Genomic DNA, 23128 nt, shown 5'->3' on the forward strand with positions numbered 1-23128 from the left:
CGGCGGCCGGAACGGCCGCCGCGCGCCACCCCGGATCAGGCCATCACGCCGGCGAAGCGCAGGAAGTCGCGGATGGTCACGATCGGGTCGCCGTTGGGCAGCCGCACCGCGTCCGCCGGCGTCCACCACCAGGAGCGGCCGTTGAGGTACGAATTCCGGTCGTGCTTCAGCAGGCCGATGACGGTCTCGCACACGATCCGGCTGCCCAGTTCGCCCAGAGCGTTGCCGTCGGCCCGCACCTCGGCCTCCTTCAGCACGTAGTACCAGAGCGGCGTGTGCCGGAGGAAGCCGCCCTCCTCCAGCGCGGCGTCGACCTCGGGCGTGTTGCCGCGGCGCAGTTCCTCCTCGGAGAGCGGCGCGACGCCCATCTCCGCGGCCACCGCTTGGCCGGTCGGGATGCTCAGCAGGTAGCCGCGCAGGAGGTTGCGCCGGGCGAGGTGCCGGAGGAGCGTGCGCAGCGCCTTGCCGGCGTCGTCCTGGATGTCGCCGCCGGTGCCCTCGTTCACCATGCCCTGGGTGGTGAGCGGCGGCGCGAGGCGGGTGTCGATCCTGCGCGCGAAGTGCGTCTCGTCCGGGTCGCCCTTGTCGGTGAGGCGGTCCCATTCGATGATCCAGTTGAAGGGCAGCGTCGGCGTGCCCCCGAACGGGTTGCGGATGCTCTTGGTCGGGTCGTTCGGGTCGCGCAGGAAGCCGTTGCCGGTGAACAGGAACAAGAGGTCGAAGGGCGCGAACGGGATGAGCGGCGGCTGCGCCTGGCCCGGCGCCGGCCTGCCGAAGTTGCGGTTGTGGTCGTAGGCGCCGCGAACCATCGTGTGGCCGAAGCGGAACGCCGCGACCGAGTACTCCAGCGGCATGAACAGCTCGTGGCCCCGCAGCGGCCGGTAGTAGGTGGGGCCGGCGGCCAGCACCTTGTCCACGACGCCCCCGAAGGTCACGGTCCGGAGATAGTCCTGGACGGTGATGCGCTGGTAGACGTGGCGCACCACGTCGCGCGCGCACTGGAACACCGCTGCTTGGAAGCGCCGACCCTTGCCGGGCCACAGGCCGAAGTCGCGCGGGTTGGCTTCGATCCTGTCCACCACCGCGTTGTGGAAGCGCAGGAAGGCGAGGTGGAGCTGCGCGACGATGAGGTTCTCGTCGTTGCGGAGGTCGCCGATGAAGGCGCGCGTGCGCTTGTTGGGGTCGTCCCGCAAGGCGGGCGGCAGCACATCCTCGGTGATGACGCCCGCGTCCAGCAGCGGCCCGATGCGGGGCAGGTCGCGGTCCAAGTCGTTCTCGGGCGGGATTTTGATGCCCTGGATCGGCGGTTCGGACGGGTTGTCCGCGTTGCGGCCGATGCGGAATCGGGCGCCGACGTAGAACCCGGCGTCCTTGCTGTCCTGGTCGAGGATGGCCGGGCCGTCGCCGTAGACGCTGTCGAGGTCGAGCGTCGGGCGCCGCAGGTTCTTCAGGCTCGCGGTGACGTCGTCCGGCGGGACCGGCACGAGGTCCGGCTTGGTGATGTCGCTGGTCGCGGAGTCGCGGTCGGTGTTCGCGGTCAGGTCGTGGTCGAGGAACTGGCCCCAGTAGGTGTAGACGGCAGGGATGGTGGAGTTCACCTCCACCTTCGGGTCGGCCTGCGCCGGCGGGTCGTTGTCCACCATCGCCGTGCCGAGCTTGTTCAGGGCCTCGACCACCGCCTTCGGGTCGCCGGGCAGGCGGCTCGCCGGGTCCGCCTTGAGCTTGGGCAGGAGGTAGTCGAACGGCGTCTCCATCTGCCGCAGCTTGTCCGCCTCGTCCTTCGGCAGCGCCCGCGCCGCGAGGAAGACGTCGCCTTTGCGGGCCACGCTTTCGGCGTCCTTGGCGGCGTCGTCCATCACGTGCCCGCCGTGCTTCAAGTAGAGCATTCGATCACACTCCCGGTTGTTGGCTCGAGTCGGTGGCCATGCCGATGCGCGGGCCGGGGCTGGCCCGTGCGCAGCGCGTGCGGTGCGCCTCACCAGGGGCGCCGCCGGGCGACTGTGGGCTCCGCGGTGCGTTCGGACTGTGCGCCCGCGCACACCGCGCCCGTGGCCTTTGACGGCCAGGGGGCTTGCGGGGCGGCGGCTCCACCGCCATTTACCATCCCAGTGGATGGCATGAGGATGGTTCTGGGATGTCTGGCACGCTGCACGAACTGCGGCCCAAGAGCGGCGGGGAGACCGAGAAGATCACGGTCAACCTCGGCTACGTGGACCTGGGCCACATCGACCTGCTGGTGCAGGACGGCTTCTATTCCAACCGCACCGACTTCATCCGCACCGCCATCCGCAACCAGATCGAGCGGCACGCGGAGGCGGCGAAGCGGTCCGTGGAGCGCAAGAGCCTAGACCTCGGCTTACGGCACTACACCCGCGAGGACCTGGAGGCCGCGCGCGCGGCAGGCCAGGTGCTCGACATCCGGGTGCTCGGCCTTGCCACCATCGCCGCCGACGTTTCGCCGGAATTGGCCCGCGCCGCCATCGGTTCGGTGTCCGTGCTCGGCGCCTTGCAGGCCAGCGCGGCGGTGAAGGCGGCGCTCGCCGACCGGACCCGCTAGCCGCTCCCGGCCGTTCCCCTGTTCTCCCTTTCCCACGATCGACATCGGAAGACCCCGACATGCAGTTCCTGCCGCCCCAAGACATGGCCGAAGCCACCCGCCTCGTCCGCGAAGGCCAGTTGGCCGACGCCACCGCGCTCTTGCAGCGCCTGCTCCGCGGTGAGGCGGCGGCGGCGCCGTCCGACGGCGCGCCGGCGGGGCGACGCCCGCCGCGCGTCATCGACGTGGAACCCGAAGCGGCGGAGCGTCAGCGGCCGGCCGCGGGTGCCGGGGAGGAGCGCACTCCCGGCGGCGCCGGGTGGACCGCCGCCGCCACGGACGGACCGGCGCCGCAGCCGCAGATGCCCGACGCGCTCCGCGGCTTCGTGGAGCGGATGAAGGGCGGCGGCGGGCTACCGCCGGGGCTGGACGCGCAAATGCTCCGCAAACCGGCGCAAGCGCGGGTACCGGTGCCGGAGGGCGCGCGCTTCGTCGCCCAAACCTTCTCCAGCCAAGCGGGCAGCCGCGCCTACAAGCTCTACGTCCCGAGCACCCACCGCGGGCAGCCGGCGCCGCTGGTTGTCATGCTGCACGGCTGCACCCAGTCGCCGGACGATTTCGCCGCCGGCACCAGGATGAACGCACTCGCGGAGGAGCACGGCTTCCTCGTCGCCTACCCGGGGCAGCCGCCTTCCGCCAACCCGCAGAAGTGCTGGAACTGGTTCAACCCGGCGGACCAGCGGCGCGGCGCGGGCGAGCCTTCGCTGATCGCCGGCATCACCCGGCAGGTGATGCGCGACCACGCCGTGGACCCGCGGCGCGTCTACGTCGCCGGGCTCTCGGCCGGCGGTGCCAAGGCGGCGATCATGGGCATGGCCTACCCGGACCTCTACGCCGCGGTGGGCGTGCATTCCGGCCTGGCGTGCGGTTCGGCGAGCGACGTCCAATCGGCCTTCGCCGCCATGCGCGGCGGCAGCGGCGGCGCCCCGTGCCGGCCCGATCCGGCGGCGGGGGAGCGGCGGCCCGTGCCGGCCATCGTGTTCCACGCGGACCGCGACGGCACCGTGCACCCGCGCAACGCCGACCAGGTCGTCGCCCAGTACGGGGCGCCGGGACTGCGGAGGCAGGCGCCGCAGCGCGGGCAGGTCGCGGGGGGCCGCCCTTACACCAAGACGCTGCACGCCGCCTCCGACGGGCAGGTGCTGCTGGAGCAATGGACGGTGCATGGCGGCGGCCACGCCTGGTCCGGCGGCAGCCCGGACGGCTCCTACACCGACCCGCTCGGCCCCGATGCCTCGCGCGAGATGCTGCGCTTCTTCCTCGACCACCCGCGCGCCGGTTGAGGCCCGGGCGGGCGCAAGCTTTCCGCCTTCTGCCCCGACGTGACGCTTTACGGACGTTTCGGATCGGGTCCATGCTCGATCCGCCGCGCATCGCTTGCTGGCCCTCACAGGGCACGGGCGGCCGCGGAACGCGCCGGTCCGAGCCCGGCCAAGCAAGTCCAAAAAAGTGGGGAGCGGAACATGTCGGACACGGTGAAGATTCACCCGTACGTGGACGGCGGCTTGAAGCCGGCCGCGCCGGGTTTCGCCGGCGGCACGCTGAGTTGCCGATGCGCGCAGGACCCGGTGCGGGTCAGGGTGGAGACGCAGGTGGCGCACAACCACGTCTGCGGCTGCACCAAGTGCTGGAAGCCGCAAGGTGCCGTCTTTTCCATGGTGGCGGTGGTGCCGCGCGACAAGCTGCGCGTGACGGAGCACAAGGAGAAGCTCGCCGTCGTGGACGAGACCGCGGCGATCCAGCGCGTCGCCTGCAAGGCGTGCGGCACCCACATGTACGGCCGCATCGAGAACGACAAGCACCCGTTCTACGGCCTCGACTTCGTGCATCCGGAGCTGTCGCGCGAGGAGGGCTGGGCGCCGCCGGAGTTCGCCGCCTTCGTGTCCTCGGCCATCGAATCGGGCGTCAGCCCCGACAGGATGGGCGCGATACGGGCCAGGCTGAGGGAGTTGAAGCTGGAACCCTACGATTGCCTGTCGCCGCCGCTGATGGACGCCATCTCCACCCATGTGGCGAAGGCGAAGGGTGTGTTGCGGCAATAGGGGCGGGCGGCGGCACCAGCGCCGCCGCCTCAAGCAGGCTTCGCCGCTTGGGAGGCCGGGATCTCGGCGGCCGGCGCTCCCGGCGCCGACTCGTTCCCCCTGAAGCGCTCGATGAAGCCGTCGAGGCGGGAGAAGAAGGCCTCCACCGCGTAGCCCACGAGGAAGGCGATCGCCAAAGGCGGCAGCGGCGAGTTCTGGAGGAACAGCGTGCCGAACAGCCCGACGACGGTGCCGGCGATCAGGGCGATGAAGTAGCGGGCGCTGTTCGCGGAGGATTTCGTGTAGGCCTTCTGCTCCACCAGCTTCGCGTAATGCCGGAAGCCGTAAAGCGCAGCGCCGAGCAGGGCGTAGATCGCGGGCAGGAAGTTAGAGACGACCGCCGTGCTGATGATGGTCTTTTGCTGCACGGCCTGCGCGAAGTTCCTGATGTGCTGGTACACCAGGACTTGGTGGAAGGCCTCGTTGATGACGTCCGAGGCGGAGCGGATGATCTCCGGCCGGACGTTTATCCGGGTCAGCTTGTCCGGATGGGTCTCGTTGAACACCACCGGCGCGATGTCCACCAGGACGCCGAAGTTGAAGTAGTTGTTGAGCTGGGTCGCGGTTTCCCTGAGCCAATTGTTCTTGCGCGAGAACTCCACCACGCCCGCGAACAGCTCGTCGGGCGTGACCCGGGCCGCCGTCTCGGACGAGCGCAACGCGGCGGCGGCGTAGGCCCTCCGTTCCGTCGCGGTGGCGCCGCTGTCCTCCGCGGGGAGCGCCGGCGCGGCGGCTTGGTTGCGCACGTACTGGACCTGCGACCAGAGCTTCAGCGCCGCCTCGTTCTGTTCCGTGATGAGCTGCGACACCTGCTTGGCGATCGACTCCTTCACCGAGATGAAGATCGAGAACGCGATGACGAAGGAGGAGAGCACCACCACGAACGCCTTGAGCAGCTTGATCGGGCTCTTGTTGGACAGCTCCAGGGACGCGGCGGTGACCGGGCTCGTGATCCGCGAAAGGTCGGCGAAGGCGGCCCAGAAGGCGGCGGCCGTCTCCTTCGGGATGGGCTTCCCGCCGTCGACCGCCGCCCGCGCGTTCAGGATGGCGTCTATGACCCACCCCTTCACGCCCTCCTTCGCGCCGACGGGCTCCAGCGGGAAGCGGCCGGAATGCGCGGCGTGGGAAAGGAGTTGCTCCGCGTCGGCCAGGCTCTGGCGGAACAGGTCCGTCGCTTGCACCGAAGCGTCCGGCGCGGCCCCCTTGCCCGACGCGTCCGCGAAGCTGTCGTTGGCCGGAGCCGCGCGGGCGTCCTTGCGGCCGACCATCGCGGCGGCGGCCTCGGTGCTTGACGACAAGGCGCGGGTCCTCCCTCGACGAAACGCCGCGGCGACGCCCTCCGGATCGGCTGCTCCTCCGGAGGAGGCGCGAGCGGGCCTTGCGCCCTGGGCGGGAGGAGCGTCGGCGCCATCGGAGCACGGGCGCCGAGGGCGGCGCAGTGACGGAACGCACATACGCCGCCGGCGGCCCGGGGCGTCATCGGGGCTTCGATAAGGGGGCTTCGACCGGCCCGCCTCTGGCGAACGCGGGCGGGCGACCGATCCGGCGTCAGCGGGCCGGCGTCACGCCACCGCCACCACGCCGCGCTCGGCCAGGTCGCGCAGCATCTCGATGATGTCCGCTTCGATCACCTCGCGGGGGGCGGCGAAGCGCTCCGCGAGCGTGTCGGCGATGGCGCCGACGCTGCGCGCGCCGTCCACCAGCTTCAGCACCTCCAGCGCGGTGTCGTCGGGGACGAAGGCGCGCTCGGGCGCCAGCACCACCCAGCGGCCGCGCGCCGCGTCCTCGCGCAGCCGCGCGCCCCGGGCCAAGCGCGGCACGGCGGCGGCGTCCATCCCGGTCAGGCCGACGGTCGGAAAGCGCCGGGCGGCGGCAGGCCCGGCGAGACGTAGGCGTGGTGCAGCGCGTCGAGCTGCGCCCAGAGCAGGTCGCACTTGAAGCGGAGCGCGGCGAGCACCGCTTCCTGCTCGGCGCGCGTGCGCGCGTGCTCCTTCACGTAGCCGAGCGCGAATTCCACGTCGCGCGGCGCTTGCGTCAGGCGCGGCGTGAAGTAGGCCAGGGTCGTCTCGGACACGAAATCGTAATGGCGCAGCATCCCCGACACGCGCTCGGAGATGATGCCGGGCGAGAACATCTCCGTCAGCGACGAGGCGATGGCCTCCAGCACGGTTCGGTCGCGCACGAAGTGGACGTAGGCGTCCACGGCGAACACCGTGCCGGGCAGGATGCCGGCGAGCGAGGTGACGTAGTCCCGGTCGAGCCCGAGGCCGTCCGTCAGCGCCAGCCAGCGCTCCACGCCGCCCGGCCGCGAGCCGTCGCCGTCGTGGTCCTCCAGGCGGCGGCGCCATTCGCGCCGGAGCGCGGTGGTGGGCAGCCGCGCGAGCAGGGTCGCGTCCTTACGCGGGATGCTCGCTTGGTAGTAGTAGCGGTTGAGCGCCCAGGCCTGCACCTGCCCTTTGGACAATCGGCCGTCGTGCAGAAGACGGTGGAAGGGATGGAGGATGTGGTAGCGCTCCTCCCCGATGGCGCGCAGCCGCGCTTCCAACTCATCGGGCGAGAGCGCCTGCAGGCCAGCCCCCTCCACCGCCATCCGTCCTCAGCCGATTTCGGCGCAGGCGTAGCAGTTGATTTCGAGGGCGAGCGAAACTTCGGCCACGCGGGGCTTGGTCCAAGCCATTTGCATCCTCCCTCGGTGGAACGGTCCGCCGTCCCGGGCCGCCCGACGGAGAGCAGCCTTCACAGGAAGTCTCGTGACGGCCTGTCCGCCCGTCAAGGCCGGGCGCGCCCGTGGCGGTCAACCGCCCTTGGCGAGCTTGCGGGCGTTGGCGCGCACGCGGTGCCGCGACGGCGCCAAGGCGGCCGCGGCCACCGCGGCAGGGGTCGCGCCGGCCATCATCGCCGTGCCCGCATCGAGCGCGCCGCTCGCGAAGGCCTTCTGTTTTTCCAGCGCGTATTCGGTTAGCTTCGCCTGCGCCTTCGCCGGCTCCGTCCACAAGGCCGCACTGCGCAGCGCGAAGACCCAGCCCGCCTGCCAAGCGAAGAGGCCGTAGGTGAACGGGTCGGGGGCCGCCGCCGCGCGCCGCCGCCCCTTCACAGGGCCCCCAGCACGGCTTCCGCGCGGCTGACCTCGAACGCGCCGGGTGCTTCCACGCCGATGTGGGCCACCTTGCGGTCCTTCGCCACGAGCGCGAAGCGTTGGCACCGGACGCCCAGGCCGCGCGCCGTCAGGTCCAGTTCCAACCCCAGCGCCTTGGTGAGCTCGGCGGCGCCGTCCGCCAGCATGACGATCTTGTCGCCCACGCCCTGGCTCTTGGCCCAGGCGTCCAGCACGAAGGCGTCGTTCACGGCCATGCAGGCGACCACGTCCGCGCCCTTGGCCTTCAGGGCATCGGCGTGCTCCACGAAACCGGGCAGGTGCCGGGCGGAGCAGGTGGGCGTGAAAGCGCCCGGCACGCCGAACAGCACGACCGTCTTGCCACCGAAAAGTTCGTCGATCGAGGTTTCCCTGGGGCCGTCCGGCGTGCCCTGCGTGAGCTTCATCGAGGGTATTGTTTCGCCGGGCTGGATGGGCATGGGCTTCTCCTGTTCGCGCGGCCCGGTGTACGGCGTCCGCACCGTCCTGTCATCGCCGCTCGCGCGAGGGGGAAGGCGCGCGCGCTTGCGCGCCCGGGGAACCGCCGCCATCTATCAGCCATGGCAAAGCGCGCTCGATCCAAGCGGATCCTGGCCACGAACGGTGACGGCGAGGGCTACCTCAGCGGCCAGCTCCTGATCGCCACGCCCAGTATGCAGGACTCGCAGTTCGCGGGGTCCATCATCTGCGTTTGCGCGCACTCCGACGAGGGCGCGATGGGTTTGGTGCTGAACCGGCCGATGGAAGGCTTGAGCTTCGACGACCTGCTGCGGCAACTCGACCTCGAACCGGTTCCGGCCCAACGCTCCATCCGGCTGCACCAGGGCGGCCCGCAGGAAGGCGGGCGCGGCTTCGTGCTGCACACCAACGATTGGTCCAGCGAGGGTTCGTTGCAGGTGGGCGGCGACCTCGCCCTCACCGCCAGCGTGGACATCCTCAAGGCCATCGCCAGCGGCGGCGGTCCGCGCCTCGGCTTGCTGGCGCTGGGCTACGCGGGCTGGGGCCCGGGCCAGCTCGAGAGCGAGATCGAGGCCAATGCTTGGCTGTCGGTGTCGCCGGACGAGGCGTTGCTGTTCGGCGAAGCGCACGACGCCAAGTGGCGGCAGGCTTTCGCCAAGCTCCGGGTGGACCCGCTGCTGCTCTCGGCGGCGGCCGGGCACGCCTGACCGCCGGCCAAGCGGCCGCCGACGCCTCGGTTTGCCGAGGTGTCACTTGAACGGCTCATGCCTGTGAATGGACCTTCGCGGAAAAGCGGATGGCCATGGCTATAGAGTTCGGAACCCCGGACGCGGACACGCTGCCTGGAACCGACGACCCCGACATCCTTTTCGGCCTGGATGGCGATGACAGCCTGAACGCGCTCGGCGCCCCCGACGCCGTTCTTGGCAGCACGGGCGACGACTCCCTCCACGGCGACGCCGCCAACGGGCCTTTCCTCGCCGAGTCCGACGGGAATCCGGGGCGGAACTTGGTCTTCGGCGACGAGGGAAACGACACAGTCTTCGCCGGCTACGGCGAGGACACGGTGCTCGGCGGTGCTGGCAACGACCTGATCTTCGGTCGGGGCCTCGGGCCGCCGCCCCCCTCCGGCGTCGAGTTCTTCGAGGGCGACGACGACGGCGACGCGCTCTTGGGCGGGGGCGGGGACGGGAACGACAGCGTCAGCGGCGGCGACCTCATAAGCGGCGGGGCCGGCGAGGATCTCTTCCTCTTCGGTCGCGAGGGCGTCACCGGCTTCGACATCGCCGAGGGCGTCGGCGACGGCAACCGCGCCGTGGTGACGGATTTCCGGAGCGGCGAGGACGTGCTGGACGTATCCGGGTACCGGGGCTTCTTCCTCCCGTCCGGGACGCCGGCGATGGAGTTCCTGGGGACCGGTCCGTTCGTGGAAGAGTACCGCCCTCAGTTGCGCTACGAGGTTCAGGGCGACCGCACGATCGTCCAAATCTTTTCGCCTTTCGGCACGCCGCCACCCGACGTTCCGCTCCCGCCGGCGGGGGCCACGGTGGAGATCGAGTTGCGCGGCATCCGCGGCATCTCCGAGGACGATCTGGTCCTGGGCTGAGAGCGCGGACCGGGGACGCGGCCGTCGGGCTGGACACGCGCGCCGCCGCCGCTGCAAGAAGCGCGGCCGGGCAGCACCACAGGAGAAGCGCCGCATGTCTTCCATGACCACAGCGACCACGACAACGTCCGGCACGCCGGCCTTCCTTTCGGATTGGGCGCCGCGCCTGTTGTCCGTCCTGCGGATCATGGCGGCGCTGCTGTACATGGCGCACGGCACGCAGAAGCTCCTCGGCTTCCCAGCCATGCCGGGCGGCCGCCCGATGCCGGAACTCCTCACCCTGCAAGGCGTCTCGGGCATCCTGGAGTTGGTGCTCGGGGTGTTGCTGGTGCTCGGCCTGTTCACCCGGCCCGCGGCCTTCGTGGCGTCGGGGCACATGGCCTTCGCCTACTTCATCGGGCACGCGCCGCGGAACTTCTTCCCCGCGCTGAACGGCGGCGACGCGGCGATCCTCTTCTGTTTCGTCTTCCTCTACCTCGCCGCCTCCGGCCCCGGGCCGTGGAGCCTGGACGCCGCGCGGACGGGGCGGGGAGCGACGCTGGCGGCGCGCTGACGGCCCGGCCGCCCGCCGGGACACCGCCACGGGGAGGAGCGGACGGGTCCATGGTCCAAATCAGGCCTCTCCATCCGCTCTTCGCCGGTGAGGTCACGGGCGTGGACCTCCGTCGCCCGCTGCCCGAAACCGACTTCGCCGCCATCCGCGAGGCCTTCGAGCGGCTGTCCGTGCTGGTTTTCCCCGACCAGAGCCTGGACGACGAGGCGCAGATCGCCTTCAGCCGCCGCCTCGGCCCCTTGGAGGCGACGCGCGCCGGCGCGGCGGGCGCGGGCAGCCCCGTGATCGTGCTGAGCAACATCGGCCCGGACGGCGCCATCGCGCCGCCCACGGACAAGCAGGCGCTGAACAACCGCGCCAACCGGCATTGGCACCACGACAGCTCGTTCAAGCCGGTGCCGGCCCGCGCCTCCCTGCTCCACGCGCGCGAGATACCGGGCGCGGGCGGTGACACCGAGTTCGCTTCGACGCGAGCGGCCTGGGCCGAGTTGCCGCCGGACCTGCAACGGGCGGCGCGGGGCCGCGTGGCGTTGCACGACTTCGGCTGGTCGCGCTCCCGCGTCGCGCCTGAACTCGTCTCCGAGCAGGAGCGCGCCGATTGGCCGCCGGTGCGCCAAGCCGCCGTGCTGGACGGGCCGCACGGCCCTGCCCTCTACCTCGGCGCCCACGCGCGGAGCATCGAGGGCATGGACGAGGCCGAAGGCCACGCCTTGATCGAGCGCTTGATGGCGCATGCCACCCAGCCGCGCTTCGTCCACGCGCACCGCTGGCGCCCGCATGATTTGGTGCTGTGGGACAACCGCGCCGTGCTCCACCGCGCCACGCCCTTCGCCAACACGACCGAGCGCCGCCACATGGTCCGCACCACCGTCGCCGGAGAGGGACCGACCCTAGCGGCCTGACCGCCCGCCCACCTGCCGCGCGGAGCTTCCCGCGCCCGCGCGGCTCGGGCACGCTGCGCGCTCCGCCGCACAAGGGGGAGCCGCGCGCAGTGCTCAGGGCCTTCGTCGTCATCGTGTGCTTCCAATTCGCGGGCGAGGCGCTGTCGCGGCTCGCCGGCCTGCCGGTGCCCGGCCCGGTGGTGGGCTTGGCGCTGCTGGTGCTCGCCGCCCTCGCTTGGCCCGCGCTCCAGCGCGAGGTGGAGGAGGTGGCGGACACGTTGCTGCGCCACCTGTCGCTGCTGTTCGTGCCCGCCGGCGTCGGCGTGTTGCAGTACCTAGACCTGATGCGGAGCGAGTGGCTTCCGTTGCTCGCCGTGGTGGTCGTCTCCACAGCGCTGACGCTGGCGGTGTCCGCCCTCGCCTTCACCGCCGTGAGCCGGCGCGGCCGGGGCGGGGACACCGGGGCGTGAGGGGGCCGGGCGAGTTCTGGCTCTTCCTCTCCACCTCGCCGCTGTTCTGGCTGGCGCTGACGCTCGGCGCCTACGTGGCCGCGGACGCGCTGGCGGCGAGGACGGGGCGGCACCCGGCGGTGAACCCGGTGCTGCTGACGGTCGCCGGCGTCGGCGCGGTGCTGCTCGCCACCGGCACGAGCCACCAGACCTACTTCGCGGGGGCGCAGTTCATCAACGTGCTGCTCGGCCCGGCGACGGTGGCCTTCGCAGTGCCCATCCTACGCCACCGCTCCGCCATCCGCCGCAACCTGCCCGCCATCGCCGCGACCCTCGCGGCCGGCACCACCACCGGCGTCGTCAGCGCGGTGCTGCTGGCGAAGCTGTTCGGCGGCGGGCAGGCGCTGGTCGCCTCCGTGGCGCCGAAGTCCGTCACCGCGCCCATCGCCATGGGCATCTCGCGCGAGATCGGCGGCTTGCCGGAGCTGACGGCCGTGGTGGTCATCGCCACCGGCATCACCGGCGCCGTGCTGGTGACGCCGCTGATGGACGCGCTCGGCATCCGCGACTGGCGGGCGCGGGGCTTCGCCGCGGGTTTGGCGGCGCACGGCATCGGCACGGCGCGGGCGTTGCAGGTGAATCCGGTGGCGGGCACCTTCGCGGGCTTGGCGCTGGCGTTGAACGGGTTGGTGACGGCGCTGGCCGCGCCGCTGCTGTTCCGCTTGTTCTGAGGGTCAGCGCCCCGCCAGCAGCGCCGCCGTCCTCGCGTCCGCCGGGTAGAACGCCTCGATCGCAAGTTCGGACAGCGTCACCTCGACCGGGGTGCCGAACACCATGGTGGTCGAGAGGAACGACAGGCGGCCGCGCGGCGTGTCCAACTCCATCGGCACGGCGATGCCGTCGTCCGCCGCCTCGGCGCCCGGCTCTTCCGCGGCGCCCGCGCCGAAGGACCGCACTTCTTCCAGCAACGCGGCCAGCTTGCGGTCGCCGCTGGCGTCCACCTGCCGCCGCAACCGCTCCAGCAGGTGCGCGCGCCACCGCGGCAGGTTGGCGATGCGCGGCGCCAAGCCGCGCGGGTGCAGGCTCAGCCGCATCCCATTGACCAGCGGCGCCACCAGCGCCGGGTCCTCCACGCCCGCGAGCAGCGGCGCCACGGCCTCGTTCGCGGCCACGATGTTCCAGTGCCGGTCGATCGCCAGCGCGGGGAAGGGCATGTGCGCGCGCAGGATGCGCTCCACCGCGTCCCGCGCCGCCGCCATGTCCGGCGCGCCCAACGGCCGTTCGGGGTAGACGGGCGCGTAGCCGGCGGCGAGCAGCAGCGCGTTCCGCTCGCGCAGCGGCACGTCGAGCGCCGCGGCCAAGCGCAGCACCATCTCGCGGCTCGGCGCCGCGCGGCCGCTTTCCACGAAGCTCAGGTGCCGCTGCGAGACTTCCGCGTCGAGCGCCAGGTCGAGCTGGCTCCGCCGCCGCCGCTGCCGCCAGGCGCGCAGCCTTTCGCCGATCGGGAGCCTGGCGTCGGTGGGGTCGGGGTGCAGGACGGTCGCGGTGGCCATAGCGCATTTTACACCCGTTCCGCCGCGCGCCGATGACCTCCGACGTAATCGACGCGCGGCCGGCCCTTGGGCGAGTGTTCCCCCGTCGCCAACCCGAACAAGGAGACGCAGGCATGGCCGACACCCTCCACCCCACCCCTTTCCTCCGCTTCGCCCTGCTGGGCGACGCCGCGGCGAGCGGCGCCACCGGGCTGCTGCTGGCGGCTGGCGCCGGCGCCCTCGCGTCGTTGCTCGGCCTGCCGGAAGGGCTGCTCCGCGTCGCCGGGCTGCTCTTGCTGCCCTACGCCGCCTTTGTCGCCTGGGCCGGGACGCGCGACGGCGTGCCGCGCAACGCGGTCCGCGCCGTCGTGGCCATCAACCTGCTCTGGGTGCTCGACAGCGTGCTGCTGCTGGCGTTCGGCCCGGTGTCGCCGAACGGCCTGGGCGTCGCCTTCGTGCTGGCGCAGGCGCTGGTGGTCGCGGGCTTCGCCGCCATGCAGTGGACGGCGCTCCGGGGCGGCGCGTCCACCGCGCGGGCCGCGGCCTGACGCGCCGGGAGAGCGGACGGTGCAGAGAGCCCCGGCCCTCGACGCCGCCGGCCACGTCGTCACCCGCGACGGCGTGGCCCTGTTCCACCGCGATTGGGGCGGCGGCCGCGACGCCGCCCCGGTCGTCTTCCTGGCGAGTTGGAGCCTCGCCAGCGACTCCTGGGCCCACCAGATGATGGCTTGCCGCGCCGCCGGCCTGCGCCCGGTCGCCTACGACCGGCGCGGCCACGGCCGCTCCGCCGATCCCGGCCGAGGGTACGACTTCGACACGCTGGCCGACGACCTCGCGGACGTGCTGGAAGCGCTCGGCATCCGCAGCGCCACCCTCGTCACCTTCTCCGCCGGCGCGGGCGAGGCGGTGCGCTACCTGACGCGGCACGGCGCCGCGCGCGTTTCGCGCCTCGCGCTGGTGGCGCCGACCACGCCGTTGATGGCCCGGACGGGCGACAACCCGGACGGCATCGATACCGCGGTCTTAGACGCCTTCGCGCGGGACGAGATGCTGCGGGACTGGCCGCGCTGGCTGGAGGACAACGGCCGCGCTTTCGCCGGGCCGGACGTGTCCGAGCCGATGCTGGCCTGGGTGAAGGGCATGGCGCTCCGGCCTTCGCTCCTCGCCTTGGCCGAGTTCCACCGAACGCTCACCCGCACCGACTTCCGCGGCGAGCTGCCGCGGCTCGGCCTGCCGGTGCTGGTGGTCCAGGGCGACCGGGACGCCACCTGCCCGCTGGACCTGACCGGCCGGCGCACCGCCGCCCTGGTGCCCGGCGCACGGCTGCTGGTGTACGAGGGCGCGCCGCACGGCCTCTTCGTCAGCCACGCGGAGCGCCTCGGCGCCGACCTGCTCGCCTTCGCGGCAGGGTAGCGGGGGGAGGGTCAGCCCCGCTTGGGCACGCCCCGCAGGAAGGCCTGCGTGCCGACGGCGCAGAGCACCATGCAGGCCACCGTGGCGCCGCCGCTGCCGTCCTCGGTCGCGCCGGCCGCCACCGTCATCAGCGCGCCGAAGCCCATCTGCAAGGCGCCGACGAGGCCCGAGGCGGTGCCGGCCAGCCCCGGCCGCACGCTGACCGCCGCCGCGATGGCGCTCGGCTGCGCGACGCCGTTGCCGAAGGCCATGACCATCATCGGCAGAAAGAACAGGAAGATGTTGGGCGGCGCGAAGACCAGCAGCAGCACGGCGAGCACGCCGCCCGCCAGGATCAGTCCCGTGCCCAGGCGCAGCAGGCGCGACACGCCCAGCCGCACGGAAAGCCGCGCCGTGGTGAAGGTGCCGGCGCTCCAGGACAGGGCCAGCAGCATCATCGCGGCGGCGAGGTGCGTCGGCGGGTGCCCCATCCCGTTCACCACCACGACCGGCGTCCCGGACGCGAAGGCGAAGAACACGCCGGTCGAGAGGGACACGACGCCGCAGTAAGCGCGGAACGCCGGCAGGCGCAGCAGCTGCGCGTAGGCGCCTAGCATCCCGGCGACGCCCGGCAGCGGCGCCGGCTGCGCGAGCGTCTCCGGCAATCGCCAACGCATCGCCAGCCATAGCGGCGCGCCGATGAGGAGGCAGGCCAGCATGGTGGAGCGCCAGCCGAAATGCTCCGTCAGCACGCTGCCGAGCAGCGGCGACACCATGGGCGCCACCGACATGGCCGTGCTGACGTAACCGATCACGCTCGCCGCCTGCTCGCGCGGGTATGCGTCGCGCACCATGGCGCGGCCCAGCACCAAGCCGGCGCATCCCCCGGCCGCTTGCAGCACCCGCGCGACTATCAGCACCCCCGCGGTGGGCGCGGCGGCGGCGGCGGCCGAGCCCAGCAGGTAGAAGCCGAGGCCCGCCAGCAGCAGCGGCTTCCGCCCGTAGCGGTCGGACAACGGCCCGTAGAGGAGCTGCCCCAGCGCCACGCCGATGAGGTAGAGCGTCAGGGTGAGCTGCACGGTGCCGTAGGGCACGGCCAGCGCCGCCGCCATCACCGGCATGGACGGGATGACGATCTGCATGGTGAAGGGGCCGAGGCCCGTCATGGCCACCAGCAGGAAGAGGGAGGGTTTCGGCCGGACCTGCGCCGCCGCGACGGCGCCCTCCGACGCGTCGCGCGGGCTCACGCCAGGGGTGTAGGGCGCCGGGGAGGGCCGATCCAGTGCGGCGGCGCGCCCGTCCGGACCGCCCTGTGAACCCGGACCGGAACCGCCAGAGGCCATACGCGCTCGCAATAAGGGCGTCGGAGCGCGGCGACCGGTCTGTGAACGGGAGCGATGGAATGCAGGCCACTCCGGCAGGAAGCGCGGCGGCTCGCCCGTGGACCGAGGCGACCACCGCCGCGGATGCCGCCCCTTCGGTTCCGGCCCCCCCGGTCAGGCCGTGACGCCGCGCCTGCGCGAATGGCTGGAAGCGCTCGGCGAGGCCTTCTGGCTCCGGCCCGCGCTCGTGGTCGCGGGTTGCGTGCTGCTCGGCGAAGCGGCGGTGCTGGCGGAGCGCGTGGGAGCGACGCCGGATTGGCTACCGGAAAGCTGGCTCTACGCGGGCGGCGCATCCGGCGCGCGGGAGCTGCTCAGCGCGGTGGCCTCCTCCTCGATCGGGGTCGCCGGCACGACCTTCTCCATCACCGTGGCGGCCCTGACCCTGGCGTCCGGCCAGATGGGGCCGCGGCTGCTGCGCAACTTCGTGCGCGACGCCGGCAACCAGCTCGCGCTCGGGGTGTTTCTCGGCGCCTTCGCCTACTCGCTCGTGGTGCTGCGCGCCGTGCGCTCCGCCGACGAAGGGCTGTTCGTGCCGGCCTTCGGCGTCACGGGCGCGCTCCTGCTCGCGCTGCTCTGCGTGGGCACGCTGGTCTGGTTCGTCCACCACATCGCTTCGGGCATCAACGTCGAGACGGTGATAGAACTCGTCCACGAGGACCTCTCGGCGGCGGTTTCGCGCCTCACGCTGGACCGGCCCGACCCCGCGGCGCCCCCTGGCGGGCCGCCGTGCGGGGCCGTTCCGGTGGTTTGCCGCAAGAGCGGCTACCTGCGCGCGCTGGACGACGGCGCGCTGGCCGACTGGGCGGCGGAGCAGGGCGCGACAGTGGTGTTGCTGGTCCGGCCCGGCGACTACATCCAGCCCGGGTCGCCGGTGGCCGAGGTCTCCCCGGCCGCGCAGGAGGGCGCCGCGGAGGAGGCGGTCGCGGGCGCCCTTTCCCTAGGCCCGCGGCAGGCCGCGACTCAGGACCTCGAATTCGCCGTGCGCCAACTCGTGGAGGTCGCGGTGCGGGCGCTGTCGCCGGGCGTCAACGACCCCTTCACCGCGATCATGGTGCTGGACCGGCTCGGCGCGGCCCTGTGCGAAGTGGCGCCCCGCCACCTCCAGGGGGACGCGGTGCTGCGGGACGGGCGCGCGGTCCTGCGCCGGCGCCGGATCATCGACTACGACGGGCTGTGCGACGCGATGTTCCACATGATCCGGCAGAACGCGGTCGGCTCGCCGGCGGTGCTGATCCATCTGCTGCAAACGCTCGCGCGCGCGGCGACGGTCGAGACCCGCCCCGAACGCCGCGCCGCGCTGCGCCGGCACGCGGACCTGGCGCTGGAAGCCGGACGCGGGGGCACGGGCGATCCCGCCACCCTCGCGGCTTTGGAGGCGCGGCACCGCGACGTTCGGACGGTGGTTGCGTGAGTGGCAGCGGAGGGCCGCCCGGCCTGGAGGGCAAGGGGGCCGGCGCCGCCCGCCCCGGCGGCGCGACGGAGCCGAGACACGGAATTTCTTCGGGTCGCGTCGAAGCGCGGTGGTGAATTGGTTCCGCGTCGTCACCATATGCTGGCCTGCGCCGCCAGCGCGCTGGAGGAGGCCCGCCGTGCCGAACCGGACGTGCTGCGAAGACGTGGTCTTCAAACGCCCCTTCATGCTGAAGGGGTGGGCCGAACCGCACCCCGCCGGGACCTACGCCGTCGAAACGGAGGAAGAGCTGATCGAAGGGCTCTCCTTCCCGGCTTACCGGCGCGTTTCGACGACGCTCACGCGCCGGCCGAACCGCGCCGGGGCCTTGGTGCAGGCGATTCCCGTCGATCCGCAGGAACTGGCGAGGGCGCGGGCCGCCGACGGGGCATGAGCGCCGCGGCGGCCGCGCGCCGTGCACGACGCGACAAGGAGTGAGACCATGACCGAGCCGAAGCCTACGCCGATCGCCTCCGAGCCGCGCTGGGACGGGAGGCGCGTGCTGTTCGAGGTCGCGGATGGCGACAGCAGTGCGCGATGCACGATCTCCGTGAACGCGTTGCAGGACCTGAGCGGGCAGCGGCGCTTCAAGCCGGCGGACCTGCTCGTGTGCTTCGCCGGGGCGCGGCCGCGGATCGAGGCGATCGCGCTCGCCAAGCTCCGGGGGCGAAACGCGAGCACGACGGGGCTGCTCTACATCTGGTCCGACGACATCGACGATCCGCCGCCGGAGGACACGCCTGTCGCTGCGGAGAAGGCGAGAACCCGGCGCTTCGCCTGAACCGTCGCGCGCCCCGGCATCGGGCGGGCGCGCAGCCATCGGAGGACACGACATGGCCAAGGGTCAGAAGCGCAGCAACCGGGAACTCAAGAAGCCGAAGGCCGCGAAGAAGCCGGCGCCGGTTTCGGCGTCGCCTTTCAGTCGGGAGCCGCCGAAGAAGGGGCCGCCGCCCGCCCGGAGCGGCTCTTGAGGGTTGCGCCGGTCGGGCGCGCGTGCCTTCCGCCGCACGGCGGAGCGCCCGGCCCGGAAGGGGGCGCGGCATGTTCGGGTTGGTGAGGAAGCTCCTCGGCAGGATGCGGTACCGGCGGCGTTGGGGCGTGATCGCCGCGGCCGCCGAGGCCGCCGCCGACAGCGCGATCGCCGAAGCCAGCCGGCGGGGTCGCGGCCGGCGTGCCCGGAACGAGGAGAGCCCGTCGCGCCGAGTCGCCGCCCTTGCGGTGGATGCGGATGGGCGCCCGGCCGGGCGGTAGGCTTCGGCGGCCACGCTGAAGGCGGGTAGCAGCCGCGCACCTGACGACCAAGAATGGCGGCCACGCTGTCGGCGATGGCCCCGCCGCTTCGATCGCGGGGCGGTCCCATGTTGCACGACGGCGCCCGGCCGCGGCAGGCGGCCCTCAGGCGTCCATCGCGGCGCCTCCTACCACCTGAGCCCGCGCACCGCCGCCACCGGGTCCACGCCTTCCGACAGCGCCACCTCGCGCAGCCGCTCGGCCGTAGGGCTGTCGCCGTGCGCGAAGGCCGCGAGGCCGGTCAGCGCCCACAGCGCGTCCAGCCCCGCCGCTTGCGCCCCCGCGAGGTCCGTGTGCGGCGTGTCGCCGATCGCCACCACGCGGCGACGGTCCGAAAGGCCCAACAACTCCAGCACCGGTCCGTACACGGCCGGGTCGGGCTTCCCCACCTCCAGCACCGTCCCGCCGAAGGCGAGGTAGATGTCGGCCAGCGCCCCGGCGCAGATCAGCCGCTCGGTCCCCACCATCACGTGCCGGTCCGGGTTCACGCAGAGCATGGGCAGCCGGTGGGCGAAGGCGGCTTCCAGTGCCGGGCGGTAGGCTCCGGCGTCGAGGGAGCCGCGCTCCGGGTCGGGGCCGGTGTTGAGCAGGAAGTCGGCGTCGGCAGGGTCCGGCACCAGCTCGGCCACGCCGTCCTCCGCCACGGACAGGTCGCGCCCCGGCCCGATGTGGAAGGCCCGCCGGCCGCGCAGTTCCGCGAAGAACGGGTGGTCGCGCCGCGCCATCAGCCGCCACGCGATCTCGCCGGAGGACATGATGCCGTCGTAGAGCGCGCGGTCCAGGCCCATGCCGTCCAGCAGCCGCTGCACCGCCCAGGAGCGGCGCGGCGCGTTGGTGAGGAACGCCACCTGCTTGCCGCGCTTCTTCAGCTCGGCCAGCGCTTCCGGCACGCCGGGGTAGGGCCGCTGGCCGTCGTGCACCACGCCCCAAAGGTCGAGCACGAACCCGTCGTAGCGGTCGGCCACCGGCGCGATGCCGTCTAGAATTTCCACGCTGACTCCCTTCTCAGGCCCCGGTGCCGACCGCGCCGGCGACGGAGGCGAATCCTTCGCGGCGTAGCGCCGCCGCCAGTTCGCGCTTGATGCGCGGCACCAGCGCCGGGCCGGACAGCGCGAAGCCGGTGTAGAGCTGCACCAGCGACGCGCCGGCGCGAATCTTCGCCAATGCGTCCTCGCCCGAGGAAACGCCGCCCGCCCCGATCAAAGCCAGCCGTCCGCGCGCCAGGCGGAAGCAGCGCCGCAGCACCTCCGTGGCGCGGTCGCGCAGCGGCGCCCCCGAAAGCCCGCCCGCTTCGCTCCGGTGCCGCCCGCGCAGGCCCTCCGGCCGTCCGATGGTGGTGTTGGTCAGCACGAGGCCCGAAACGCCCCGCGCGGCGCAGGTTTCGACGAGCGGCTCCAGCGCCGCGTTGGCGAGGTCGGGCGCCAGTTTCACCAGCAGCGGCGGGGCGCGTTCCAGGCCGGCGCGCGCCCGGCCGATCGCGTCCAGGATCGCGCCCAGCCTTTCCTCGCCTTGCAGGTCGCGGAGCCCCGGCGTGTTCGGCGAGGACACGTTGACCACGATGTAGTCCGCCAAGGGGGCCAACGCGGCGTAAAGCGCGGGGTAGTCCCGCTCCGGCACCGCGCCCTCCTTGTTGACGCCGATGTTCGCGCCGACAATGCCCGGCAGCGGCCGGGGCAGCGCCGCGAGCCGCGCCCGGAAGGCGTCGAGCCCGCCGTTGTTGAAGCCCATGCGGTTGATCACCGCCCGGTCCTCGGGCAGCCGGAACAACCGCGGGCGCGGGTTCCCGGGCTGGGGCAGCGGCGTGACCGTGCCGGCTTCCACGAAGCCGAAGCCGAGCCGCAACAGGGGCAGCACCGCCGCCGCGTCCTTGTCGAAGCCGGCCGCCAAGCCGATCGGGTTGCGGAAGGAGAGGCCGAAGGCGTCCGTCGCCAGCACGGGATCGTCCGTCGCGGCGTTCCGCCCGGCCAGCCCGAAGTTGAGCGCGCGCAGCGCCAAGCCGTGCGCGGCTTCGGCGTCCATCCCGCGCAGCAGGGGCATCAGGGCGGAAGCGAGGCCGGGCGTCATGGCGGCGCTGTGTGCCGCAGGCGCCGATCCCTGGGAAGCGCCCCCACCACGGTTGACCGGCCCCCGTCCGTGCCGCCACACCCCCTCGCGCGAGCCGAAACCAGCAAGACCGACCGTCGGCGCGCGGTGAACCGTCCGGCCACGGCCCGGACCCTCGCCGCGGGCCGGCGTCGCCGGGCTCCCGCCACCTGCCCCGCCTTTTCCGGAGGAGACGTCCATGCGCGGTCCGGCCCTCCTCCTGGCGGGCGTCGTGCTGTTCGCCTTGTTGGACGCGAACAGCAAGCTGTTGTCCGGCGAGTACGGGCTCGGCCAAGTGGTCTCCATCCGCTATGCTGTGCTGCTGGCGCTGCTGCTGGCGGCGCGGGCGGTGTGGCGCGGCGCGGGCGGGCCCGTGGCGACGGCCCGGCCCGGCCCGCACCTGCTGCGGGCCTCCTCCATGATGGTCTCCGCGGCCTGCTTCTTCCTGGCTTTCCAGCGCCTGCCGCTGGCCGAGGGCTACCTGGTGTTCTTCACCTCGCCCTTCATGACGCTGGCCTTGGCCGCCCTGGTCCTGGGCGAACGGGTGCCGGCGGCCGCCTGGCGGTGGTGCGCGCTGGGCTTCGCCGGCGTGGTGCTGGCGGTGCTGCCGCGCCTGGGCGGCGGCGGCGGCGAGGCCGAGGCGCTGGGCTACCTTTCCGTGCTGGTCGGCACCCTCGCCTTCGCCGTCACCCAAACGGTCAACCGCGGCCTCCGCGGCGAGCCGGGCGCGGCGCGCATCCTGTTCTGGCCGAGCCTCCTCGGCCTGCTGATCTACGGCCCGCTGGCGGCGCGCGACTGGGTGGAGCCGCCGCCGCTCGACCTCGCCATGCTGGCGGCCAACGGGGTGTTCGCCGGCGCGGCGGTGGCGGCGACCGCCGCTGCCTTCCGTCACGCGGACGCGGCGCGGCTCGGGCCCTGGGGCTTCGCGGCGCTGCCCGTTTCCTTCCTGATGGACCTCGCCATCTGGGGCCACCGGCCGGACCCGGCGATGCTGGCGGGCGCCGCCGTGGTGGTGCTGTCCTGCGTGATGAGCGAGCGCGCGGCCCGGCAGCGCCCGCGGCGCGAGTGGCGCGACAGCGTCGGCGGTCAGGGGATACCGGGCGGGAAGCGGTGGTTGCCGTCCGCGCCCAAGGGCAGCGGCGCCGCGGAGCGCACGGCCGAGAGCGGCAAGGCACCGTAGAGGTGCGGGAACAGGCCGGGGCGCTTGCCGCCCGCCGCCGGCTCCCACCGCAGCGCCGGGCCGAGAGCCGCCGCGTCCGCCTCGACCAGGATCAGGTCCGCCTCCCCCGCCCGGTGCTTGGCGGCGCTGGCGCGGAGTTGCGCGGCCGTGGAGAAGTGCAGGAAGCCGTCCCTCCGGTCGTCCGCGCTGCCGCGGTACTCGCCCAACGCCTCCGCCTCGCGCCAGCCGGCGGCGCGGACCATGGTGTAGATCAACGGCTCCATGTCCCGGGGGATACTGCCGCGATCCGGCCGGGGAAAGCCGCGGCCGCCATCCTCACGGACGCGCCTTGCTTCCGTCCGGCCGCGACCCGATGATTTCCCTAACGGGCCGAAACCCGGAGGGAGGAACGACATGGCGGGACGGACAGGGGCCGCGCTGGCGGCGGCGGCGCTGCTGGCTCTGGGATTCGGCGCGGACGCGAGCGCGCAGGGGCAACAGGCCGCCGGCGCGCAAGGGATGGGCTTCTTCGTCACCAGCGCCAACCCCGGCAAAGGCGCCGACCTCGGCGGGCTGGCCGGGGCGGACGCGCACTGCCAATCGCTCGCCCGCGCGGCGGGCGCCGGCAACCGGACCTGGCGGGCCTACCTCAGCACGGGCGGCGCCTCGCCGGTGAACGCGCGCGACCGAATCGGCCGGGGGCCGTGGCGCAACGCCAGAGGCGACGTGGTCGCGCGCGACGTGGAGCACCTGCACGGCGAGAACAACCTCAACCTCCAAACGGCGCTGACGGAGAAGGGTGAGGGGGTGAACGGTCGCCGGCAGTCGCCCAACACGCACGACATCCTCACCGGCTCGCAGGCGGACGGCACCGCCTTCGCCGGCGCCGAGGACCGCACCTGCGCCAACTGGACCAGCGGCGGCGAGGGCTCGGCCATGGTCGGGCACCACGACCGCGAGGGATTGCGCGACGACGCCCCCTCGCGGTCCTGGAACGCCTCTCACCCGTCGCGCGGCTGCGGCATGGACGCGCTGCGCGCCACGGGCGGCGCCGGGCTGTTCTACTGCTTCGCGGCGGATTGA

The 23128-nt window shown here is 73.0% G+C and carries 28 protein-coding genes; 16 read left to right on the forward strand and 12 right to left on the reverse strand.

The genetic code is table 11. The features are described from left to right. Positions 1-35: 35 nt before the first annotated feature. A complete protein-coding gene (locus tag ABD067_RS00955) occupies positions 36-1886 on the reverse strand; it encodes a peroxidase family protein (RefSeq protein ID WP_343893255.1) in 1851 nt (616 codons plus the stop codon). A 248-nt stretch (positions 1887-2134) separates the two neighbouring features. Here ABD067_RS00955 and ABD067_RS00960 point away from each other — a divergent pair, with 248 nt between their 5' ends. The 3 genes from ABD067_RS00960 (at position 2135) to gfa (ending at position 4638) form a co-directional block, all read left to right on the forward strand. Beyond that, on the forward strand, positions 2135-2557 hold the full coding sequence (locus ABD067_RS00960) for a CopG family transcriptional regulator (protein ID WP_343893256.1): 423 nt from the start codon (positions 2135-2137) through the stop codon (positions 2555-2557). A gap of 59 nt (positions 2558-2616) precedes the next feature. Further along, complete coding sequence (locus tag ABD067_RS00965) at positions 2617-3879, forward strand: extracellular catalytic domain type 1 short-chain-length polyhydroxyalkanoate depolymerase (RefSeq protein WP_343893258.1); 1263 nt, start codon at positions 2617-2619, stop codon at positions 3877-3879. Between the two features lie 180 nt (positions 3880-4059). After that, positions 4060-4638, forward strand: coding sequence for an S-(hydroxymethyl)glutathione synthase (gfa, locus tag ABD067_RS00970; protein ID WP_343893259.1), 579 nt, complete (start codon positions 4060-4062; stop codon positions 4636-4638). Between the two features lie 29 nt (positions 4639-4667). Here gfa and ABD067_RS00975 read toward each other — a convergent pair whose 3' ends face one another. The 6 genes from ABD067_RS00975 to ABD067_RS00995 all read right to left on the reverse strand — a co-directional run bounded on the left by ABD067_RS00975 (position 4668) and on the right by ABD067_RS00995 (position 8250). Next, on the reverse strand, positions 4668-5975 hold the full coding sequence (locus tag ABD067_RS00975; protein WP_343893260.1) for a hypothetical protein: 1308 nt from the start codon (positions 5973-5975) through the stop codon (positions 4668-4670). A 264-nt stretch (positions 5976-6239) separates the two neighbouring features. After that, the gene (gene pqqD / locus ABD067_RS00980; protein WP_343893261.1) at positions 6240-6512 is read right to left on the reverse strand and encodes a pyrroloquinoline quinone biosynthesis peptide chaperone PqqD; all 273 of its coding nucleotides are present in this window, start codon (positions 6510-6512) and stop codon (positions 6240-6242) included. A gap of 5 nt (positions 6513-6517) precedes the next feature. After that, positions 6518-7261 carry a pyrroloquinoline-quinone synthase PqqC gene (pqqC, locus tag ABD067_RS00985; protein ID WP_343893262.1) on the reverse strand — a complete coding sequence of 248 codons (744 nt, stop codon included), beginning with the start codon at positions 7259-7261 and terminating at the stop codon, positions 6518-6520. 12 nt (positions 7262-7273) lie between these two features. Next, positions 7274-7360: a pyrroloquinoline quinone precursor peptide PqqA gene (gene pqqA, locus ABD067_RS26315; protein ID WP_408871494.1), complete on the reverse strand. Its 87-nt coding sequence runs from the start codon at positions 7358-7360 to the stop codon at positions 7274-7276. A gap of 111 nt (positions 7361-7471) precedes the next feature. Continuing rightward, on the reverse strand, positions 7472-7672 hold the full coding sequence (locus ABD067_RS00990; protein WP_343893263.1) for a hypothetical protein: 201 nt from the start codon (positions 7670-7672) through the stop codon (positions 7472-7474). Between the two features lie 95 nt (positions 7673-7767). Beyond that, on the reverse strand, positions 7768-8250 hold the full coding sequence (locus tag ABD067_RS00995; protein ID WP_343893264.1) for a peroxiredoxin: 483 nt from the start codon (positions 8248-8250) through the stop codon (positions 7768-7770). Between the two features lie 120 nt (positions 8251-8370). Here ABD067_RS00995 and ABD067_RS01000 point away from each other — a divergent pair, with 120 nt between their 5' ends. The 6 genes from ABD067_RS01000 (at position 8371) to ABD067_RS01025 (ending at position 12489) form a co-directional block, all read left to right on the forward strand. After that, complete coding sequence (locus ABD067_RS01000; protein ID WP_343893265.1) at positions 8371-8976, forward strand: YqgE/AlgH family protein; 606 nt, start codon at positions 8371-8373, stop codon at positions 8974-8976. An 89-nt stretch (positions 8977-9065) separates the two neighbouring features. Continuing rightward, entirely contained in the window at positions 9066-9875 is an 810-nt protein-coding gene (locus ABD067_RS01005) for a calcium-binding protein (RefSeq protein WP_343893266.1), read from the forward strand. Positions 9876-9969: 94 nt separating this feature from the next. Further along, positions 9970-10428: a DoxX family protein gene (locus ABD067_RS01010; RefSeq protein ID WP_343893267.1), complete on the forward strand. Its 459-nt coding sequence runs from the start codon at positions 9970-9972 to the stop codon at positions 10426-10428. Positions 10429-10478: 50 nt separating this feature from the next. Beyond that, on the forward strand, positions 10479-11330 hold the full coding sequence (locus ABD067_RS01015) for a TauD/TfdA dioxygenase family protein (protein WP_343893268.1): 852 nt from the start codon (positions 10479-10481) through the stop codon (positions 11328-11330). Positions 11331-11419: 89 nt separating this feature from the next. Further along, positions 11420-11779, forward strand: a complete 360-nt coding sequence (locus tag ABD067_RS01020; RefSeq protein ID WP_343893269.1) for a CidA/LrgA family protein — start codon at positions 11420-11422, stop codon at positions 11777-11779. Continuing rightward, the gene (locus tag ABD067_RS01025; protein ID WP_343893270.1) at positions 11776-12489 is read left to right on the forward strand and encodes an LrgB family protein; all 714 of its coding nucleotides are present in this window, start codon (positions 11776-11778) and stop codon (positions 12487-12489) included. The genes ABD067_RS01020 and ABD067_RS01025 overlap by 4 nt, the downstream gene beginning before the upstream one ends. Before the next feature lie 3 nt (positions 12490-12492). Here the strand turns inward: ABD067_RS01025 and ABD067_RS01030 are convergent, their stop codons facing one another. Continuing rightward, positions 12493-13311, reverse strand: a complete 819-nt coding sequence (locus tag ABD067_RS01030) for an MmyB family transcriptional regulator (protein ID WP_343893271.1) — start codon at positions 13309-13311, stop codon at positions 12493-12495. Between the two features lie 113 nt (positions 13312-13424). Here ABD067_RS01030 and ABD067_RS01035 point away from each other — a divergent pair, with 113 nt between their 5' ends. Then, entirely contained in the window at positions 13425-13838 is a 414-nt protein-coding gene (locus tag ABD067_RS01035) for a hypothetical protein (protein WP_343893272.1), read from the forward strand. 19 nt (positions 13839-13857) lie between these two features. Further along, positions 13858-14703 carry an alpha/beta fold hydrolase gene (locus tag ABD067_RS01040; RefSeq protein WP_343893273.1) on the forward strand — a complete coding sequence of 282 codons (846 nt, stop codon included), beginning with the start codon at positions 13858-13860 and terminating at the stop codon, positions 14701-14703. An 11-nt stretch (positions 14704-14714) separates the two neighbouring features. Here ABD067_RS01040 and ABD067_RS01045 read toward each other — a convergent pair whose 3' ends face one another. After that, on the reverse strand, positions 14715-15929 hold the full coding sequence (locus tag ABD067_RS01045) for a multidrug effflux MFS transporter (RefSeq protein WP_343893274.1): 1215 nt from the start codon (positions 15927-15929) through the stop codon (positions 14715-14717). 256 nt (positions 15930-16185) lie between these two features. Here ABD067_RS01045 and ABD067_RS01050 point away from each other — a divergent pair, with 256 nt between their 5' ends. The 3 genes from ABD067_RS01050 to ABD067_RS01060 all read left to right on the forward strand — a co-directional run bounded on the left by ABD067_RS01050 (position 16186) and on the right by ABD067_RS01060 (position 18295). After that, the gene (locus ABD067_RS01050; RefSeq protein ID WP_343893275.1) at positions 16186-17475 is read left to right on the forward strand and encodes a DUF2254 domain-containing protein; all 1290 of its coding nucleotides are present in this window, start codon (positions 16186-16188) and stop codon (positions 17473-17475) included. 178 nt (positions 17476-17653) lie between these two features. Next, positions 17654-17908: a hypothetical protein gene (locus ABD067_RS01055; RefSeq protein WP_343893276.1), complete on the forward strand. Its 255-nt coding sequence runs from the start codon at positions 17654-17656 to the stop codon at positions 17906-17908. Positions 17909-17956: 48 nt separating this feature from the next. Then, on the forward strand, positions 17957-18295 hold the full coding sequence (locus tag ABD067_RS01060; RefSeq protein WP_343893277.1) for a DUF1488 family protein: 339 nt from the start codon (positions 17957-17959) through the stop codon (positions 18293-18295). A 637-nt stretch (positions 18296-18932) separates the two neighbouring features. Here ABD067_RS01060 and ABD067_RS01065 read toward each other — a convergent pair. Both ABD067_RS01065 and ABD067_RS01070 read right to left on the reverse strand, forming a co-directional pair. Next, complete coding sequence (locus ABD067_RS01065) at positions 18933-19796, reverse strand: TIGR01459 family HAD-type hydrolase (RefSeq protein ID WP_343893278.1); 864 nt, start codon at positions 19794-19796, stop codon at positions 18933-18935. Positions 19797-19809: 13 nt separating this feature from the next. After that, positions 19810-20868, reverse strand: a complete 1059-nt coding sequence (locus tag ABD067_RS01070; protein ID WP_343893279.1) for a quinone-dependent dihydroorotate dehydrogenase — start codon at positions 20866-20868, stop codon at positions 19810-19812. A 217-nt stretch (positions 20869-21085) separates the two neighbouring features. Here ABD067_RS01070 and ABD067_RS01075 point away from each other — a divergent pair, with 217 nt between their 5' ends. After that, on the forward strand, positions 21086-22066 hold the full coding sequence (locus tag ABD067_RS01075; protein ID WP_343893280.1) for a DMT family transporter: 981 nt from the start codon (positions 21086-21088) through the stop codon (positions 22064-22066). Here the strand turns inward: ABD067_RS01075 and ABD067_RS01080 are convergent. Continuing rightward, on the reverse strand, positions 21973-22329 hold the full coding sequence (locus ABD067_RS01080; RefSeq protein WP_343893281.1) for a DUF952 domain-containing protein: 357 nt from the start codon (positions 22327-22329) through the stop codon (positions 21973-21975). The two genes, ABD067_RS01075 and ABD067_RS01080, sit on opposite strands and share 94 nt — an antisense overlap. A gap of 130 nt (positions 22330-22459) precedes the next feature. On the opposite strand from ABD067_RS01080, the gene ABD067_RS01085 reads away from it, so the two are divergent. Further along, the gene (locus tag ABD067_RS01085; protein ID WP_343893282.1) at positions 22460-23128 is read left to right on the forward strand and encodes a hypothetical protein; all 669 of its coding nucleotides are present in this window, start codon (positions 22460-22462) and stop codon (positions 23126-23128) included.

The sequence above is a fragment of the Craurococcus roseus genome (assembly GCF_039523795.1).
In the GTDB taxonomy this organism is placed as follows: domain Bacteria; phylum Pseudomonadota; class Alphaproteobacteria; order Acetobacterales; family Acetobacteraceae; genus Craurococcus; species Craurococcus roseus.

Bases quoted from the DNA above. Each gene is read 5' to 3' on its own strand.
- ABD067_RS00955 (WP_343893255.1), bottom strand. From the start codon at position 1,886: ATGCTCTACTTGAAGCACGGCGGGCACGTGATGGACGACGCCGCCAAG.
- ABD067_RS00960 (WP_343893256.1), top strand. From the start codon at position 2,135: ATGTCTGGCACGCTGCACGAACTGCGGCCCAAGAGCGGCGGGGAGACC.
- ABD067_RS00965 (WP_343893258.1), top strand. From the start codon at position 2,617: ATGCAGTTCCTGCCGCCCCAAGACATGGCCGAAGCCACCCGCCTCGTC.
- gfa (WP_343893259.1), top strand. From the start codon at position 4,060: ATGTCGGACACGGTGAAGATTCACCCGTACGTGGACGGCGGCTTGAAG.
- pqqD (WP_343893261.1), bottom strand. From the start codon at position 6,512: ATGGACGCCGCCGCCGTGCCGCGCTTGGCCCGGGGCGCGCGGCTGCGC.
- pqqA (WP_408871494.1), bottom strand. From the start codon at position 7,360: ATGCAAATGGCTTGGACCAAGCCCCGCGTGGCCGAAGTTTCGCTCGCC.
- ABD067_RS00995 (WP_343893264.1), bottom strand. From the start codon at position 8,250: ATGCCCATCCAGCCCGGCGAAACAATACCCTCGATGAAGCTCACGCAG.
- ABD067_RS01000 (WP_343893265.1), top strand. From the start codon at position 8,371: ATGGCAAAGCGCGCTCGATCCAAGCGGATCCTGGCCACGAACGGTGAC.
- ABD067_RS01005 (WP_343893266.1), top strand. From the start codon at position 9,066: ATGGCCATGGCTATAGAGTTCGGAACCCCGGACGCGGACACGCTGCCT.
- ABD067_RS01010 (WP_343893267.1), top strand. From the start codon at position 9,970: ATGTCTTCCATGACCACAGCGACCACGACAACGTCCGGCACGCCGGCC.
- ABD067_RS01015 (WP_343893268.1), top strand. From the start codon at position 10,479: ATGGTCCAAATCAGGCCTCTCCATCCGCTCTTCGCCGGTGAGGTCACG.
- ABD067_RS01030 (WP_343893271.1), bottom strand. From the start codon at position 13,311: ATGGCCACCGCGACCGTCCTGCACCCCGACCCCACCGACGCCAGGCTC.
- ABD067_RS01035 (WP_343893272.1), top strand. From the start codon at position 13,425: ATGGCCGACACCCTCCACCCCACCCCTTTCCTCCGCTTCGCCCTGCTG.
- ABD067_RS01060 (WP_343893277.1), top strand. From the start codon at position 17,957: ATGACCGAGCCGAAGCCTACGCCGATCGCCTCCGAGCCGCGCTGGGAC.
- ABD067_RS01070 (WP_343893279.1), bottom strand. From the start codon at position 20,868: ATGACGCCCGGCCTCGCTTCCGCCCTGATGCCCCTGCTGCGCGGGATG.
- ABD067_RS01075 (WP_343893280.1), top strand. From the start codon at position 21,086: ATGCGCGGTCCGGCCCTCCTCCTGGCGGGCGTCGTGCTGTTCGCCTTG.
- ABD067_RS01080 (WP_343893281.1), bottom strand. From the start codon at position 22,329: ATGGAGCCGTTGATCTACACCATGGTCCGCGCCGCCGGCTGGCGCGAG.
- ABD067_RS01085 (WP_343893282.1), top strand. From the start codon at position 22,460: ATGGCGGGACGGACAGGGGCCGCGCTGGCGGCGGCGGCGCTGCTGGCT.